Annotated in this window: 17 protein-coding genes and 1 tRNA gene; 11 read left to right on the top strand and 7 right to left on the bottom strand. The window is 71.4% G+C overall.

The annotated features are described in order from the left end of the window. Window positions 1-83: 83 nt before the first annotated feature. Together ACFOY6_RS00930 and ruvX are read right to left on the bottom strand one after the other, a co-directional pair. Window positions 84-1232 carry a helix-turn-helix transcriptional regulator gene (locus ACFOY6_RS00930; RefSeq protein ID WP_379648387.1) on the bottom strand — a complete coding sequence of 383 codons (1149 nt, stop codon included), beginning with the start codon at window positions 1230-1232 and terminating at the stop codon, window positions 84-86. Between the two features lie 144 nt (window positions 1233-1376). Continuing rightward, window positions 1377-1865 carry a Holliday junction resolvase RuvX gene (gene ruvX, locus ACFOY6_RS00935; RefSeq protein ID WP_379648389.1) on the bottom strand — a complete coding sequence of 163 codons (489 nt, stop codon included), beginning with the start codon at window positions 1863-1865 and terminating at the stop codon, window positions 1377-1379. A gap of 80 nt (window positions 1866-1945) precedes the next feature. Here ruvX and gatC point away from each other — a divergent pair, with 80 nt between their 5' ends. From gatC to ACFOY6_RS00990, 11 genes are all read left to right on the top strand, one after another. After that, window positions 1946-2233, top strand: coding sequence for an Asp-tRNA(Asn)/Glu-tRNA(Gln) amidotransferase subunit GatC (gene gatC, locus ACFOY6_RS00940; RefSeq protein WP_109515436.1), 288 nt, complete (start codon window positions 1946-1948; stop codon window positions 2231-2233). Window positions 2234-2238: 5 nt separating this feature from the next. After that, on the top strand, window positions 2239-3720 hold the full coding sequence (gatA, locus tag ACFOY6_RS00945; protein WP_379648391.1) for an Asp-tRNA(Asn)/Glu-tRNA(Gln) amidotransferase subunit GatA: 1482 nt from the start codon (window positions 2239-2241) through the stop codon (window positions 3718-3720). After that, window positions 3717-5168, top strand: coding sequence for an Asp-tRNA(Asn)/Glu-tRNA(Gln) amidotransferase subunit GatB (gene gatB, locus ACFOY6_RS00950; protein WP_109515438.1), 1452 nt, complete (start codon window positions 3717-3719; stop codon window positions 5166-5168). Before gatA ends, gatB begins: the two co-directional genes overlap by 4 nt. Window positions 5169-5234: 66 nt before the next feature. After that, window positions 5235-5864, top strand: a complete 630-nt coding sequence (locus tag ACFOY6_RS00955) for a glutathione S-transferase family protein (protein WP_379648393.1) — start codon at window positions 5235-5237, stop codon at window positions 5862-5864. Window positions 5865-6001: 137 nt separating this feature from the next. Then, a tRNA-Ser gene (locus ACFOY6_RS00960) sits at window positions 6002-6094 on the top strand. Window positions 6095-6296: 202 nt separating this feature from the next. Further along, the gene (locus tag ACFOY6_RS00965) at window positions 6297-6845 is read left to right on the top strand and encodes a hypothetical protein (RefSeq protein ID WP_379648395.1); all 549 of its coding nucleotides are present in this window, start codon (window positions 6297-6299) and stop codon (window positions 6843-6845) included. A 5-nt stretch (window positions 6846-6850) separates the two neighbouring features. After that, the gene (locus tag ACFOY6_RS00970) at window positions 6851-7399 is read left to right on the top strand and encodes a hypothetical protein (RefSeq protein WP_109518584.1); all 549 of its coding nucleotides are present in this window, start codon (window positions 6851-6853) and stop codon (window positions 7397-7399) included. Further along, the gene (locus ACFOY6_RS00975) at window positions 7396-7818 is read left to right on the top strand and encodes a hypothetical protein (RefSeq protein WP_109518585.1); all 423 of its coding nucleotides are present in this window, start codon (window positions 7396-7398) and stop codon (window positions 7816-7818) included. The genes ACFOY6_RS00970 and ACFOY6_RS00975 overlap by 4 nt, the downstream gene beginning before the upstream one ends. A gap of 58 nt (window positions 7819-7876) precedes the next feature. Next, the gene (locus ACFOY6_RS00980; RefSeq protein WP_379634324.1) at window positions 7877-8308 is read left to right on the top strand and encodes a hypothetical protein; all 432 of its coding nucleotides are present in this window, start codon (window positions 7877-7879) and stop codon (window positions 8306-8308) included. Between the two features lie 21 nt (window positions 8309-8329). Beyond that, window positions 8330-8749, top strand: coding sequence for a hypothetical protein (locus ACFOY6_RS00985; RefSeq protein WP_379648398.1), 420 nt, complete (start codon window positions 8330-8332; stop codon window positions 8747-8749). Window positions 8750-8943: 194 nt separating this feature from the next. Then, the gene (locus ACFOY6_RS00990; RefSeq protein ID WP_379648400.1) at window positions 8944-10035 is read left to right on the top strand and encodes an SMP-30/gluconolactonase/LRE family protein; all 1092 of its coding nucleotides are present in this window, start codon (window positions 8944-8946) and stop codon (window positions 10033-10035) included. Window positions 10036-10076: 41 nt separating this feature from the next. Here the strand turns inward: ACFOY6_RS00990 and ACFOY6_RS00995 are convergent, their stop codons facing one another. From ACFOY6_RS00995 to ACFOY6_RS01015, 5 genes are all read right to left on the bottom strand, one after another. Beyond that, window positions 10077-11282 (bottom strand): molybdopterin molybdotransferase MoeA, encoded by a 1206-nt coding sequence (locus ACFOY6_RS00995; RefSeq protein ID WP_379648402.1) that lies wholly within the window; start codon window positions 11280-11282, stop codon window positions 10077-10079. After that, a complete protein-coding gene (gene moaC, locus ACFOY6_RS01000) occupies window positions 11282-11782 on the bottom strand; it encodes a cyclic pyranopterin monophosphate synthase MoaC (RefSeq protein ID WP_109518590.1) in 501 nt (166 codons plus the stop codon). Before moaC ends, ACFOY6_RS00995 begins: the two co-directional genes overlap by 1 nt. Next, window positions 11779-12588 carry an indole-3-glycerol phosphate synthase TrpC gene (gene trpC, locus ACFOY6_RS01005; protein WP_109518652.1) on the bottom strand — a complete coding sequence of 270 codons (810 nt, stop codon included), beginning with the start codon at window positions 12586-12588 and terminating at the stop codon, window positions 11779-11781. The genes moaC and trpC overlap by 4 nt, the downstream gene beginning before the upstream one ends. Before the next feature lie 87 nt (window positions 12589-12675). Further along, a complete protein-coding gene (trpD, locus tag ACFOY6_RS01010) occupies window positions 12676-13710 on the bottom strand; it encodes an anthranilate phosphoribosyltransferase (RefSeq protein WP_109518591.1) in 1035 nt (344 codons plus the stop codon). Further along, window positions 13707-14312 (bottom strand): anthranilate synthase component II, encoded by a 606-nt coding sequence (locus ACFOY6_RS01015; RefSeq protein WP_379648404.1) that lies wholly within the window; start codon window positions 14310-14312, stop codon window positions 13707-13709. Before ACFOY6_RS01015 ends, trpD begins: the two co-directional genes overlap by 4 nt. Window positions 14313-14328: the final 16 nt, after the last annotated feature.

Consider the following 14328-nt stretch of genomic DNA (forward strand, 5'->3'; position numbering starts at 1 on the left):
AGTCCGGCTAGAGGCGGGGGACCATAGCCATACGTGCGCCGCGCCGGAAGGGCCGGCCGCCACCCTCGCGCCGGCCGCAGTGCTCAGTCCGGCGCCGCCGCCTGCGGCAGGGAGAGCAGCAGGCGCAGCAATTCGCCCTGGCGGCGTGTGCCGGTCTTGGCCAGCAGCGCCTGCACCTGGCTCCGCACCGTGCTCAGCCGCACCTCCCGCGCCTGCGCCACCTCCTCCGGGCTCAGCCCCTGGGCCAGGCTGGCGGCGACCCCCGCCTCGGCCGGCGTCAGGCCGAACAGGGCCATGAGCTGATCGGGCAGGGGCGGCGGAACGTCGCGCGGGTCGGAGATCAGCAGAAGCGCCAGCGGCGCCGCGCCGGGCATAGCCACCATGGTCTGCGGCTGGAAGGGTGCCACCAGCAGCATCAGCGCCGGCAGCCCCTCGGCGCGCGGGCAGCGCAGGGTGTTGGCGCGGCGCGGCGGGCCCATGGTGGTGGCCTGCGCCAGCAGCAGGGAGAACCGCTCATCCGCCGGGCCGTAGGTCAGGCGCAGCCGGCCGCCATTGCCGGTGGTGGCGCAGCCGCTCCGCTCCTCCAGCAGCCGCCGCGCCGCCCGGTTCATGAACAGGATGCGGCGGTCGGCGGCCAGGATGACGATGCCCCCCGTCATGCGGTCCAGCGCCTCGAAGCCCAGGCGCTGCGAGACCTCGGCCTGCTGGAGCCGCAGCTGCACCTGGGCGGCGCGGCGCAGATGCGGCCAGAGGCGCTGCAGGGTGCGGCTTTCCTCGGCCGTGAAGGCGCCGCGCTCCCGGGCGCGCTGCAGGCCGAAGCCCAGCACCTGGCCGTCCCCCACCGGCGTCACCCCGCCGGCGACATAGAACGCCCCGTGCAGGTGATGCCGGAACAGGTCGTTGTAGATCTCGGATTGCGCCACCAGCGCGTCGGGCAGGTGGTCCTGGCTCAGCATGAGCTGGCCGGGCATGGCGCGTGCCTGGTCCATGAAGATATCGCGCGGGAAGAAGTGTGCGGCGTAATCCTGGTTCACCGCGTCGGCCACGTTGTGGGTGGCCAGCAGCCGTGTCGTTCCCTGCTGCGGGCTGGCCAGTTGCAGTGCGGCCGAGGTGGCTCCCATGAGCAGCGCCACCCGTGCCAGCAATGCCTCCCACCCGGACTCGCTGGAGCCGCCATCCGCGGCCAGCCCGTAGAGATCATCGATCAGCGCGTCGAGGCGGTCTTCAGGCATGGCCCGCGCGGCCTCTTCCGGATTGTAACAGACTCCCACAATGGAACCGGCGGCCCGTCTGACGCAAGGCTCTGGCGTGAGGGTTGCGGCGGTGGGCGAGCCCGGGCCGCGCGCTCCGCGCCTTCCCGCCCACCCCGCGCGCCTTCAGCCCTGGCGCGGGCCATCCGGGGCGCCACGCGTCGCGTCCAGCGCCGCCTGGAGCATGTAGGCCGCCGCGGCGGCATCCACCGCCTTGGCCCGCTTGCCGCGCGTCAGGTCGGCCTCCTCGATCATCATCCGGTTCACGGCGGAGGAGGAGAGGCGCTCGTCCCACAGCGCCGCCGGCAGGCCGGTGGCGGCGGAGAGGGCGATGGCCCAGTCCTTCGCCGCCTGGGCGGCCGGGCCGAAGGAGCCGTCGAGCCCCAGCGGCAGCCCGACCACCAGCCCGCCCGCCCCCTCCTTGCGCGCGATGGCGGCGATCTCGGCGGCGTTGGCGGCCAGCTTGCCGCGGGCCAGGCCCTTGTAGGGGCTGGCCAGCATCAGCAGGACGTCGGACAGCGCCACCCCGATGACGCGCTTGCCGGGGTCCAGGCCGATCAGCCTTGCCTCGCGGGGCAGGGCGGTGCGGAGTTGGCTCAGGTTGAAGATGGGCATGGCGGTGTTTATGGTCCGCCCCCGTCGTCGCGCAATTGTTCCGCGCGAACCCGATCTGATCACTCTCCGGAAGAAAACGAATGTCGCTCGACACCGCCACAGTCCGGCGCGTCGCCTCGCTCGCCCGCCTCAGGGTGGAGGAGGCCGACCTGCCGCGCCTTGAGGCCGAACTGAATGGAATCCTGGGCTGGATCGAGCAGTTGCAGGCGGTCGACACCCAAGGGGTGGAGCCGATGGCCGGCGGCGGCGCCCAGGCGCTGCGGATGCGCGAGGACCGCGTGACCGATGGCGGCATCCAGGAGCAGGTGCTGGCCAACGCGCCGGACCGCGCCGGCGCCTTCTTCGCCGTGCCCAAGGTGGTGGAGTGAGCGGCATGACGCACCCGACCGAACTGACCATCGCCGGCGCCCGCCGCGCCCTCGCCGCGCGCGAGATCAGCGCCGCGGAGCTGACGCAGGCGCATCTCGACGCCATCGCGGCGCTCAACCCGCGCCTCAACGCCTACATCACCGTGACGCCGGAACTCGCCGCCGCCCAGGCGGCCGAGGCCGATGCGGCGCTGGCGCGCGGCGAGGCCGGTCCGCTTGCCGGCATCCCGCTGGCCATCAAGGACCTGTTCTGCACCGCCGGCACCCGCACCACGGCGGGCAGCCGCATCCTCGGCGATTTCGTGCCGCCCTATGAGAGCACGGTGACGGGCAACCTGCTGCGCGACGGCGCGGTGTTCCTGGGCAAGGCGAATCTCGACGAGTTCGCCATGGGCTCCTCCAATACCTCCTCCGCCTTCGGCGCGGCCGAGAACCCTTGGAAGCGCCAGGGCGACGACACCGCGCTGGTGCCCGGCGGCTCCTCCGGCGGCTCGGCGGCGGCGGTGGCGGCGCGCCTCGCCCTCGGCGCCACGGCGACCGACACGGGCGGCTCGATCCGCCAGCCGGCGGCCTTCTGCGGCGTCAGCGGCATCAAGCCCACCTATGGGCGCTGCTCGCGCTTCGGAATCGTGGCCTATGCCTCCTCGCTCGACCAGGCGGGGCCGGTGGCGCGCACGGTGGAGGATTGCGCCATCCTGCTCGGCTCCATGGCGGGGTTCGACCCGAGGGACTCCACCAGCGCCGATGTGGCGGTGCCGGATTTCGCCGCGGCCGTCGCGCGCGGCGTGAAGGGGCTGCGCATCGGCATCCCGCGCGAATACCGGGTGGAGGGGCTCTCCCCCGAGATCGACGCGCTGTGGCGGCAGGGCATGGACTGGCTGCGCGCCGAGGGCGCCACGCTGGTGGACATCAGCCTGCCGCACACGAAATACGCGCTGCCCACCTACTACATCGTGGCGCCGGCCGAGGCTTCCTCCAACCTCGCCCGCTATGACGGCGTGCGCTTCGGCCTGCGCGAGAATGGCGAGGACCTGAAGGACCTCTACGAGCGGACCCGCGCCGCCGGCTTTGGCGATGAGGTCAAGCGCCGCATCCTGATCGGCACCTACGTCCTCTCCGCCGGCTATTACGACGCCTACTACGTCAAGGCGCAGCAGGTGCGGGCGCTGATCAAGCGCGACTTCGACCAGGCCTGGGCGCAGGTGGATGCCATCCTGACCCCCGCCACCCCCACCGCCGCCTTCGGCCGGGACGAGAACCAGGACGACCCCGTGGCGATGTATCTGAACGACGTCTTCACCATCACCGCCAACCTGGCGGGCCTCCCCGGCATGTCCGTGCCGGCGGGGCTGGATATGAAGGGGCTGCCGCTCGGCCTGCAGGTGCTGGGCCGCCCCTTCGACGAGGAGACGGTCTTCGCCGTCGGCGGCGCCATCGAGCGCGCGGCCGGCTTCCACGCGCTTCCCGCTCTGAGGGCCGCGGCATGAGCTACACGATCGAGGGCAGCACCGGCCCGTGGGAAGTGGTGATCGGGCTGGAGGTGCACGCCCAGGTCACCTCGATGGCCAAGCTGTTCAGCGGCGCCGCGACCGAGTTCGGCGCCGAGCCCAACAGCCAGGTCAGCTTCATCGATGCGGGCTTCCCCGGCATGCTGCCGGTGATCAACCGCGAATGCGTGGCCCAGGCCGTGCGCACCGGGCTCGGGTTGAACGCGCAGGTGAACCTGTGGTCGCGCTTCGACCGCAAGAACTATTTCTACGCGGACCTGCCGCAGGGCTACCAGATCAGCCAGTACCAGTACCCGGTGATCGGCACGGGGCAGATCGAGATCCAGCTCGGCGACGGCAGCACCAAGACCATCGGCATCACGCGGCTGCACCTGGAGCAGGATGCCGGCAAGTCGCTGCACGACCAGCACCCGAGCAAGAGCTACATCGACCTCAACCGCTCGGGCGTCGCGCTGATGGAGATCGTCTCCGAGCCGGACATGCGCTCCCCGGAGGAAGCCGGCGCCTACCTGACCAAGCTGCGGCAGATCCTGCGCTACCTTGGCACCTGCGACGGCAACATGGAGCAGGGCTCGCTGCGCGCCGACGTCAACGTCTCCGTCCGCAAGGCGGGGGAGGGGTTCCGCACCCGCTGCGAGGTGAAGAACGTCAACTCCATCCGCTTCGTCATGCAGGCTGTGGAGGCCGAGGCGCGCCGGCAGGTGGAGCTGTGGGAAGCGGGCGAGGAGGTGGTGCAGGAGACCCGCCTGTTCGACACCACCCGCGGCGTCACGCGCTCCATGCGCTCCAAGGAGGATGCGCATGACTACCGCTACTTCCCCGACCCCGACCTGCCGCCGCTGGTGCTGGAGCAGTCCTGGGTGGACAGCCTCAAGGCCGCCCTGCCGGAACTGCCCGACGCCCGCCGCGCCCGCTATGTCGGCGATTTCGGCCTGACGCCCTATGACGCCCATGTGCTGACTCTGGAGAAGGAGACGGCCGCCTTCTACGAGGCCGTGGCGAAGGGCCGCGACCCCAAGATGGCCGCCAACTGGATCACCGGCGATTTCTTCGCCGGGCTCAACCGCGTGGGCGCCAGCATCGGCAGCTCGCCGGTCAGCGCCGAGGACCTCGGCGCGCTGCTCGACCTGATCTCCGACAACACCCTCTCCGGCAAGCTCGCCAAGGAGGTGCTGGAGGCGATGTTCGAGACCGGCAAGGCGCCGGGCCTCATCGTCGAGGAGCGCGGCCTGAAGCAGGTGACCGACACCGGCGCGATCGAGGCGGTGATCGACCAGGTGATGGCCGCCAATGCCGGCAAGGTGGAGGAATACCGCTCCGGCAAGGACAAGCTGTTCGGCTTCTTCGTCGGCCAGACGATGAAGGCCATGCAGGGCAAGGGCAACCCGGCCCTGGTGAACGAGCTGCTGAAGAAGAAGCTGGGCTGACGCCAGCCCCGCCGCGTGCTTCCCTTCCGGCCTCGAACCATGAAGGCCGGGAGGGCCCGCCGCGCTATGATCACCCTCTACACCTGGAACACCCCCAACGGGCGCAAGATCAGCGTCGCGCTGGAGGAGATGGGGCTGCCCTACACCGTCAAGGTGGTGGACATCACCAAGGGCGAGCAGTTCGACCCCGAATTCCTGAAATTCTCGCCCAACAACCGCATCCCCGCCATCATCGACGATGAGGGGCCGGACGGGCAGCCGATCACCGTCTTCGAATCGGGCGCGATCCTGCTCTACCTCGCCGAGAAGACCGGGAAGTTCCTCCCCGCCGATCTGCGCGGCCGGGTGCAGGTCTGGGAGTGGCTGATGTGGCAGATGGGCGGCTTCGGCCCGATGCCGGGGCAGGTGCACCACTTCCTGACCCGCCCCGAGGGCCCGGCTCGCGACTACGGGCTGGAGCGCTACCGGACCGAGACGCGCCGCCTCTACGGCGTGCTGGAGCGGCGCCTCGCGGGGCGCGACTTCGTGGCCACCGAGGGCGAGCCGAGCATCGCCGACTTCGCCATCCTCGGCTGGGCCTGGCGGCATGAGCGGCACCTCGGCAGCCTCGACGAGTTCCCGGCTGTCGCCGCCTGGTATGCCCGCATGATGGCCCGCCCCGCCGTGGCGAAGGGCTTCTCCGTCCATCTGGGCTGAGCCTGGACGTGGCTGGGGAGGGGGCGCCGAACTCTATCCCCAGCTTTTTCACCCCCGGGGCCGTGAGTGTGTTTGACGTGGCCCCCGCAGAACGCTAGAAGCGGCCTCGCATACGCCGTGAAACTTCAACACCCTGCGGAGGGGTGGCCGAGTGGCCGAAGGCGGCGGTTTGCTAAACCGTTAAACGGGGATAACCCGTTTCGTGGGTTCGAATCCCATCCCCTCCGCCACCCTCTCCTGCTGACATCACAGATTTCGCGGCCGCATGAGGCCTGCTTCCCTGAAGTCGCTATGGCGCATTCAGGTATGGAATGCTGCGTGATAGGGCGGCGAGCACGTCTTCGTTCACGAGAACTTGACGGGGAGTGGCAAGGCTGTAACAGATCATTGTCAAGCCAAGCCTGCTCAAAGCCGACCTCGCCGGGAATGTTGATGCGCCTCTCGCACTTTGTCGCCCTTGCGGCAGCAACATCCGTTGCCGCGTGCCAGCAGCCTGACCAGGACTGGGCCAACAAGGCCGCCCTTCAGGCCGGCGCACCCCTGGAGAATGCCGCCGCGCTGCGGGAGGCGCAGACTGCGCGCTTCCCTGAGACCTCCGAGCAGCGCCTGCTCGTCGAGGCGACCCAGGTTCTGCAGGATCTCGGCTTCACCATCGAGGAAAGCGCCCCCCGCTACGGCGTACTCGCCGGCAGCAAGGACCGCGACGCGACCGAAGCCGGCCAGGTGGTCGGGCAGGTGGCGCTGACTGTGGGCCTGGCGCTGCTGGGCGTGCGGTACAACCCGGTCTACGACACCGATCAGGTGATCCGGGCGACGCTCACCACCCAGCCACTCGGCACGCACGACAGCCAGTTGCGCGTCTCCTTCGAGCGCATCGTCACGACGAACCAGGGCTTATCCCGGGTCGAGCGCCTCACCGAGGCGGAGTTCTCCAGCGGCTTCTTCGAGAGGGTGCGCGCCGGCCTGGCGCGCGCGGCATGAACCGGATGCGCACCATTTTGCCCCTGGCACTGCTTGCGCCGCTTCTCGCCGCCTGCGCCCAGCAGCAAACGGTCTTCGAGCCCAGCCGCAAGCCCGCCACCGAGCTGCGCGCCGCCCAGGTCCGCCTGGTGCCGGTGGATGCCGAGTCCGCCATGCGCGGCGTCATCGCCACCCTGCACGACCTCGGCTACCGCATCACCAAGGTTGAGCCGGAGGCGGGAACCGTCTCCGCCACCCGCGTCACCGCGCTGCGCATGGCGGTGGTGGTGCGCCCGCGCTCGCCAGGGGAATCCGTGGTGCGTGCGAATGCCACCATCGTCGCACCGCTGCGCGAGGCGCAGGTGGACAGCGCCGAGTTCTACCAGAAGAATTTCTTTGCCCAGCTGGCCGCGACGCTGCAGCGTGAGGTGGCCGAGGCGCCGGCGGATGTGACCGCCCCGGAGGCCCAGCGCCCCACCGCCGAACTGAACACCATCCAGGAGCGCGAGGCCGCCGCCCGCGCTGTCGCGCAGCCCGCCACGGCGAGCCCTGCAAACGGAGCTTCTTCCCGATGAATGCGATACGCCGTCTGCTGCCGGCCCTGGGCCTGGCCGCCCTCCTGGCTGGTTGTGCCTCCGCCGAGGACCATGCCCGCAGCGTCGCGGCGGGCCGCGAGGCGCAGGACCGCATGACGGTCGGCACCGTCCAGCGTGAGATCCGCGTGGGCATGAGTGGCGCGGAGGTGGCGGCGGTGCTGGGCTCGCCCAACATCGTCACCACCGACGAGCAGCGCCGCGAAACCTGGGTCTATGACCGCATCGCCACCGAGCAGGTCTATTCCAGCTCCCAGGGCGGCGCGGGGGTGCTGTTCCTGGGCGGGGCGAGCGGGCGCGCCGGGGCCGCCAGCACCTCGCAGCGGACCCTCACCGTGATCATCCGCTACGACGCGGCCGGCAAGGTGCGGGATTTCTCCTACCGCTCCTCGAGCTTCTGAGCCGGGGGCGCGGGTCATGCGGCGGCCCTCCCGCCCGCGGCGCCGTCACGTTCTGGCCGTGCTGCCATCCGCGGCGCTGGCCGGCTGCGCGCCCACGGCCGAGCAGCAGGCGGCCGCCTTCATGCCGAGCGCCGCGGCGACCGCGCTGCGCGCCCGGCAATCCCGCCGTTTCGACACGGCCGACCGGGAACTGATGCTGCAGAGCACCGTCGGCGCGCTGCAGGATCTCGGTTATCTCATCGAGGAGACGCAGGCGGCGCATGGCGTCGTCGTCGGCACCAAGAACACAAGCGGGCGCGTCCGCGCGCAGGTGGTGCTGCGGCCGGGCGCCGATGGCCGGAGCATCCTGGTCCGCGCCACCTTCCAGACCATTGTCCCGCGTCCGGGTGCCATGATCGCCATGGGGGAGACCCTGGAAGATCCGGCCATCTACCAGGGCTTCTTCGAGAAGCTGGCGCAATCCACCTTCCTCACCGCCCACGAGATCTGAGTCCTGCCCGGAAATCCCTTCATGCTCCGTTTCGCCTCCGCCATGGCCCTGCTGCCGCTGCTGGCCGCCTGCCAGATGGACAGCCGCCAGCAGGTGCTCGGCAGCGCCAACAGCCAGGCGGCGCAGCGCGCCATCTCCACCCGCGCCTTCGAGACGGCGGATAAGGCCAAGGTGTTCCAGGCGGCGCTCAGTGCACTGCAGGATCTGGGCTTCGTGGTGGACCGCGCCGACACCGTACTGGGCACCATCAGCGCCACGCGCTACGGCAATGGCGGACTGGTACGCTTCACCGTCACGCTGCGCCGCGGCGAGGGCAACCGGACCATCGTCCGCGCCTCCGGCCAGATGAACCAGTACGAGCTGTCCGATCCGGCGCCGTTCCAGCGCTTCTTCGAGACCCTGTCCCAGGCCCTGTTCCTGCAGGCCAACGCGATCGAGTAAGCGTGCATCAAGGCGGCGCCGGCATGCCGCCTTACGCCTTATCGTGTCATATGACGAATTGACACCCTCCGGCCCCAATGCCAGCCTGCTTCCGGAACAGCCTTTCCTCGCGGCACCCGCACGCATGGCGCGTGGGGCCTCCGGGGGCGGGGCGGGCGGTAAGCGGCCGTCAGTGCCGCCAAGGAGGAACCACCATGAGCACGACACGCCGCAGCCTGCTGCGGGGCGGAGCCGGCCTGGCCGGCGGGGCGCTTCTCGCCACCGGCGCGGCCGCGCAATCCTTCCCCTTCACGCCGAACCAGCGCTACCCGGACCCGGCGGTGCAGATCCTCGATCCGAGCTTCGCGCGCTACCGCATCTACAGCAGCACGCTGGAGCAGGTGGCGACCGGCATGCGCTGGGCGGAAGGGCCCGCCTACTTCCCCGAGGGCGGCTACCTGCTGTGCAGCGACATCCCGAACAACCGCATCATGAAGTATGACGAGAAGGATGGCCGCTTCACCGTCTTCCGCGAGAACGCCAACTACAGCAACGGCAATGCGCGGGACCGGCAGGGAAGGCTGATCACCTGCGAGCACTCCGTCACCCGCCGCGTCACGCGGACGGAGAAGGATGGCGGCATCACCGTGCTGGCCGACAGCTTCGAGGGCAAGCGGCTGAACGCGCCGAACGACATCGTGGTGCGCTCGGACGACACGATCTGGTTCACCGATCCGCTCTTCGGCATCAACGGCGAGTGGGAGGGCAGCCGCGCCAAGCCCGAGCAGCCGACGACGAATGTCTACCGCATCGGCACGGACGGGAAGCTCAGCGCGGTTATCACCGATCTGGTCAACCCCAACGGCCTGGCCTTCTCGCCGGATGAGAGCAAGCTCTACGTCGTGGAATGGAAGGGCACGCCCAACCGCAGCATCTGGCGCTACGACGTGCAGGCGGATGGCCGGGTGGCGAACAAGACCAAGTTCATCGACGCCGCCGACCAGGGCGCGCTGGACGGCTTCAAGGTGGACCGCGACGGCAATCTCTGGTGCGGCTGGGGCAGCAATGGCGCGCTGGAGGCCGAGCCGCGCGAGGTGGGCGGGCGCCGTGTCTACGCGCTGCGCGGCAAGCCGGAGGAGCTGGACGGGGTGATGGTGTTCAACCCCGAGGGCAAGGCCATCGGCTTCATCCGCCTGCCGGAGCGCTGCGCCAACCTGGTCTTCGGGGGCCCGAAGAACAACCGGCTCTACATGACCGCCAGCCACTCCCTCTATGCCCTGCATGTGGAGGCGCATGGCGCGGTGTAGGCCGCGCCGGCCGGAGGGAAGCCGCCCGGTCGGATCCCAGGTCAGATCCCCAGATCGGCCAGGCTGACCACCGGCACCAGCGCCCCAGCCTGCAGGGCTGGGGCGTGCGGCGGGCGCTGCAGCAGCGCATCCGCGCCCGCCAGGATGCGCAGCATGGCGCTGTCCTGCCGCGTGGCGGGCATCACCACGGCGCGGCCTTCGGCATCGGTCTCCAGCCGGGCACGCATGTATTCCTCGCGCCGGTCGTTCTCCGGCAGGCCGGCGCCGAGGCGCACCATGCGCAGCGGCAGCGGTGCCGCCGGCAGGCCGGAGAGCCGCGCCAGCGCCGGCCACAGGAACAGCACGGAGCAGACCAGCGCCGAGACCGGGTTGCCCGGCAGGCCCAGCACCGGCGTCTCGCCCAGCCGCCCCCAGATCAGCGGCTTGCCCGGCCGCATGGCGATCTTCCAGAAATCCAGCGTGAAGCCGTGCGGGGCGAGGGCGGATTGCACCAGATCGTGCTCGCCCACGCTGGCGCCGCCCGTCGTCACCAGCATCTCGCAGCGCCGCGCGGCCTCGGCCGCGGCGCCGATGGCGTCGTGGTTGTCGCCGGCGATGGGCAGCACCACCGGCACGCCCCCCGCCGCACGCACCAGCGCCGCCAGCATGTGTGCGTTGGAGGAGACGATGCCGCCCCCCGGCAGCGGCTCGCCCGGCAGCACGATCTCGTCGCCGGTTGCCAGGATGGCGATGCGCGGCGCGCGGTGCACGGCGAGCCAGGCATGGTTGCCGGCGGCGGCGAGGCCGATGTCGCGTGCCGTGAGGCGGCGCCCGGCCTCCAGCAGCGTGTCGCCCGCGCGGAAATCCATGCCGGCGCGGCGGATCCAGCGGTCGGGCCGTACCGCCTCGTTGACGCACACCGTGCCCCCGGCGGCGGTGGCGTCCTCCTGCAGCAGGATGGCATCCGCCCCCTCGGGCACCGGCGCCCCGGTGAAGATGCGCACCGCCTCGCCCGCGCCGACCGCCCCGGCGAAGGGATGGCCCGCCGGCGCCGCGCCGATGACGCGGAGCGTCGCCCCCTCCAGGGCATCGGCGGCGCGCACGGCATAGCCGTCCATGGCGGAGACATCGGCGGGGGGCTGGGTCAGGCGGGCCGCCACGGGGCGGGCCAGCACGCGGTTCCAGCCCTCGGCCAGCGGCACCGTCTCGGCGCCGCAGGGGGAGAGGGCCTCCAGGATGCGGCCGCGCGCCTCCTCCACGGAAATCATCAGGACGCCTCCCAGACCCCGGACTTGCCGCCTTCCTTGCGGGCGAGGCGGATCGCCTCGATGCGCATGCCGCGGTCGATCGCCTTGCACATGTCATAGACCGTCAGCGCCGCGACGGAGACGGCGGTGAGCGCCTCCATCTCCACGCCCGTGGGGCCGGTGGTCTTCACCCGTGCCTCGATCTCCACCGTGTCCGGCCCGGCCGGGGTGAGGTCCAGCTTCACCGAGGAGAGCGCCAGCGGGTGGCAGAGCGGGATCAGCTCGGCGGTGCGCTTGGCGGCCATGATGCCGGCGATGCGCGCCACGCCCAGCACGTCCCCCTTGCCGATGCCGCCCGCGCGGATCGTCTCCAGCGTGGCCGGCGCCATCACCACCCGCCCGCGGGCGATGGCGAGGCGGGCGGTCTCCGGCTTGCCGGAGACATCGACCATCACGGCGCGGCCCTCGGCATCGAAATGCGTCAGGCCGGCCGGCGCGCTGTCCTCGGAGGGGTCGCTCATCCCGCCTGCACCATGGCGCGGGCGGCCTCGGTCACGTCCGCCTGGCGCAGCAGGTGCTCGCCCACCAGGATGCAGCGGGCGCCGACGGCGGCCATGCGGCGCACATCCTCCGGGTCGCGCAGGCCGCTCTCGGCCACCGGGATGCGGTCGGCGGGCACCATCGGCACCAGCGCCTCGGCGGTGGCCAGGTCGGTCCTGAGGCTGCGCAGGTTGCGGTTGTTGATGCCGATGAGGCGGGTGTGCAGCCCGAGCGCGCGCTCCAGCTCGCGCTGGTCGTGCACCTCGGCCAGCACCGACATGTCCAGGCCGCGGGCGACATCCTCCAGCTCGCGCGCCTGCGCGTCGGAGAGGGCGGCCATGATCAGCAGGATGCAGTCGGCGCCCATCGCCCGCGCCTCGAACACCTGGTAGGGGTCGATCATGAAGTCCTTGCGCAGCACCGGCAGGGCGCAGGAGCTGCGGGCGGTGACGAGGTCGGCCGGCGTACCCTGGAAATATGGCGCATCGGTCAGCACGGAGAGGCAGGCGGCGCCGGCGGCCTCGTAGGCTTTGGCCAGCCCGGCGGGGTCGAAGGGCTCGCGGATCAGCCCGCCCGAGGGCGAGGCCTTCTTGATCTCGGCGATCAGCCCGATGCGGCCCTCGGCCACGGCGTTGCAGAGCGCGCCGGTGAAGTCGCGCGGCTTGCCGGCATCCTGCGCGCGCTTCTCCATCTCGCCGAGCGGCGTGGCGGCGGCCCGCTCGCGCACCTCCACCTCCTTGTCGGCCAGGATGCGGAGGAGTGTGTCGGGCAGGGTATCAGCGTTCATGGTCATCTCTTGCAGCCCTGGGCGCGGGGGGAGAAGCGTGCCGGGGCTTCTGGGGGAGGTCGGGTGGTCGGGTGCGCGGCCGGGCCTTCAGCCCGGAGAAATCTCGGCCGGCGGCGCATGGGTGGCGTGCCGCAGCCGCTCCAGCGCCGCCAGGGCCGCGCCCTCGTCGATGGCGCGGGCCGCGCGGGCGGCGGCGCCCCTCAGATCGTTTGTTTCGCTGGCGACGACAAGGGCGGCGGCCGCGTTCAGCACCACGCAATCGCGATAGGGGCCATGCGCGCCCCGCAGCAATTCCACCAGCGCGGCGGCATTCTCGGCCGGGTCGCCGCCCTTCAGCGCCGCCATCGGCGCCTCCGGCAGCCCGGCATCGGCCGGGGTGAGAGTGAATTCATGGATCTGGCCGCCGCGCAGCTCCACCACCTGGCTGGGGCCGGAGAGGGCCAGCTCGTCCATGCCCTGGCCATGCACCAGCCAGGCGCGCTCGCTGCCGGTGCGGGAGAGGGTCTCGGCCATCGGGCGCAGCCATTCCGGGGCATAGGCGCCGGTCATCTGCCGCTTCACCCGCGCCGGGCTGGTCAGCGGCCCGAGCAGGTTGAAGATGGTGCGGGTGCCGAGCTCGACGCGCGGCCCGGCGGCGTGGCGCAGCGCGGCGTGGTGGCGCGGCGCCATCAGGAACACCATGCCCGCCTCGCGCAGCACCGCCGGCAGGGCCGGCAGCGGCACGTCGAGGTTGATGCCGAGCGCCGAGAGCGCGTCCGAGGCGCCGGATTTCGAGGACAGCGCGCGGTTGCCGTGCTTGGCCACCGGCACGCCGCAGGCGGCCACCACGAAGGCCGTGGCGGTGGAGATGTTCAGCGTGCCCATGCCGTCGCCGCCGGTGCCGACGATGTCGATGGCGCCCTCGGGCGCCTCGACGGCGTTCATGCGGGCGCGCATGGCGCGCACCGCGCCGGTCATCTCGGCCACCGTCTCGCCGCGCACGCGCATGGCCATCAGCATGGCGGCGATCTGCGCCGGCGTGGCCTCGCCCTCCATGATCAGGCCGAAGGCGTGCTCCGCCTCGCTCTCGGCCAGCGTCTCGCCCTCGGCGAGGCGGGCCAGCACCGGCTTCAGCGTGTTCATGCCGCCTGCCGCTCCGGCGCGGGCAGGTCGGCGCCGGCCATGGTCAGGAAGTTGCGCAGGATGTCGTGCCCATGCGCGCTGGCGATGCTCTCGGGGTGGAACTGCACGCCCCAGATCGGCAGGTCGCGATGCGCCAGGCCCATGATCAGCCCGTCCTCGGTCCAGGCCGTCACCTCCAGCTCCGGCGGCAGCCCCTCGCGCCGCACCACCAGCGAGTGGTAGCGCGTGGCGGGGAAGGGGCTGGGCAGGCCGGCGAAGAGGTCGGTGTCGCGGTGGTGCATCGGCCAGACCTTGCCGTGCACCGGCACGGGCGCGCGCTCGACGACGCCGCCGAAGGCATCGCCGATCGCCTGGTGGCCGAGGCACACTCCCATCAGCGGCACGCGCCTCGCGGCGGCGGCGTGGATGAGGGGGAGGCAGATGCCGGCCTCGCGCGGGGTGCAGGGGCCGGGCGAGAGCAGGATGGCCTGCGGCTCGAGCGCCAGCGCCTCCTCCGGCGTCAGCGCGTCGTTGCGCCGCACCTCCACCCGCGCGCCGAGATCGCCCAGGAAGTGGTAGAGGTTGAAGGTGAAGCTGTCGTAATTGTCGATCAACAGGATCATGGTGCGCGATCCTTCT

Source organism: Teichococcus aestuarii (assembly GCF_042651065.1).
GTDB lineage: Bacteria > Pseudomonadota > Alphaproteobacteria > Acetobacterales > Acetobacteraceae > Pseudoroseomonas > Pseudoroseomonas aestuarii.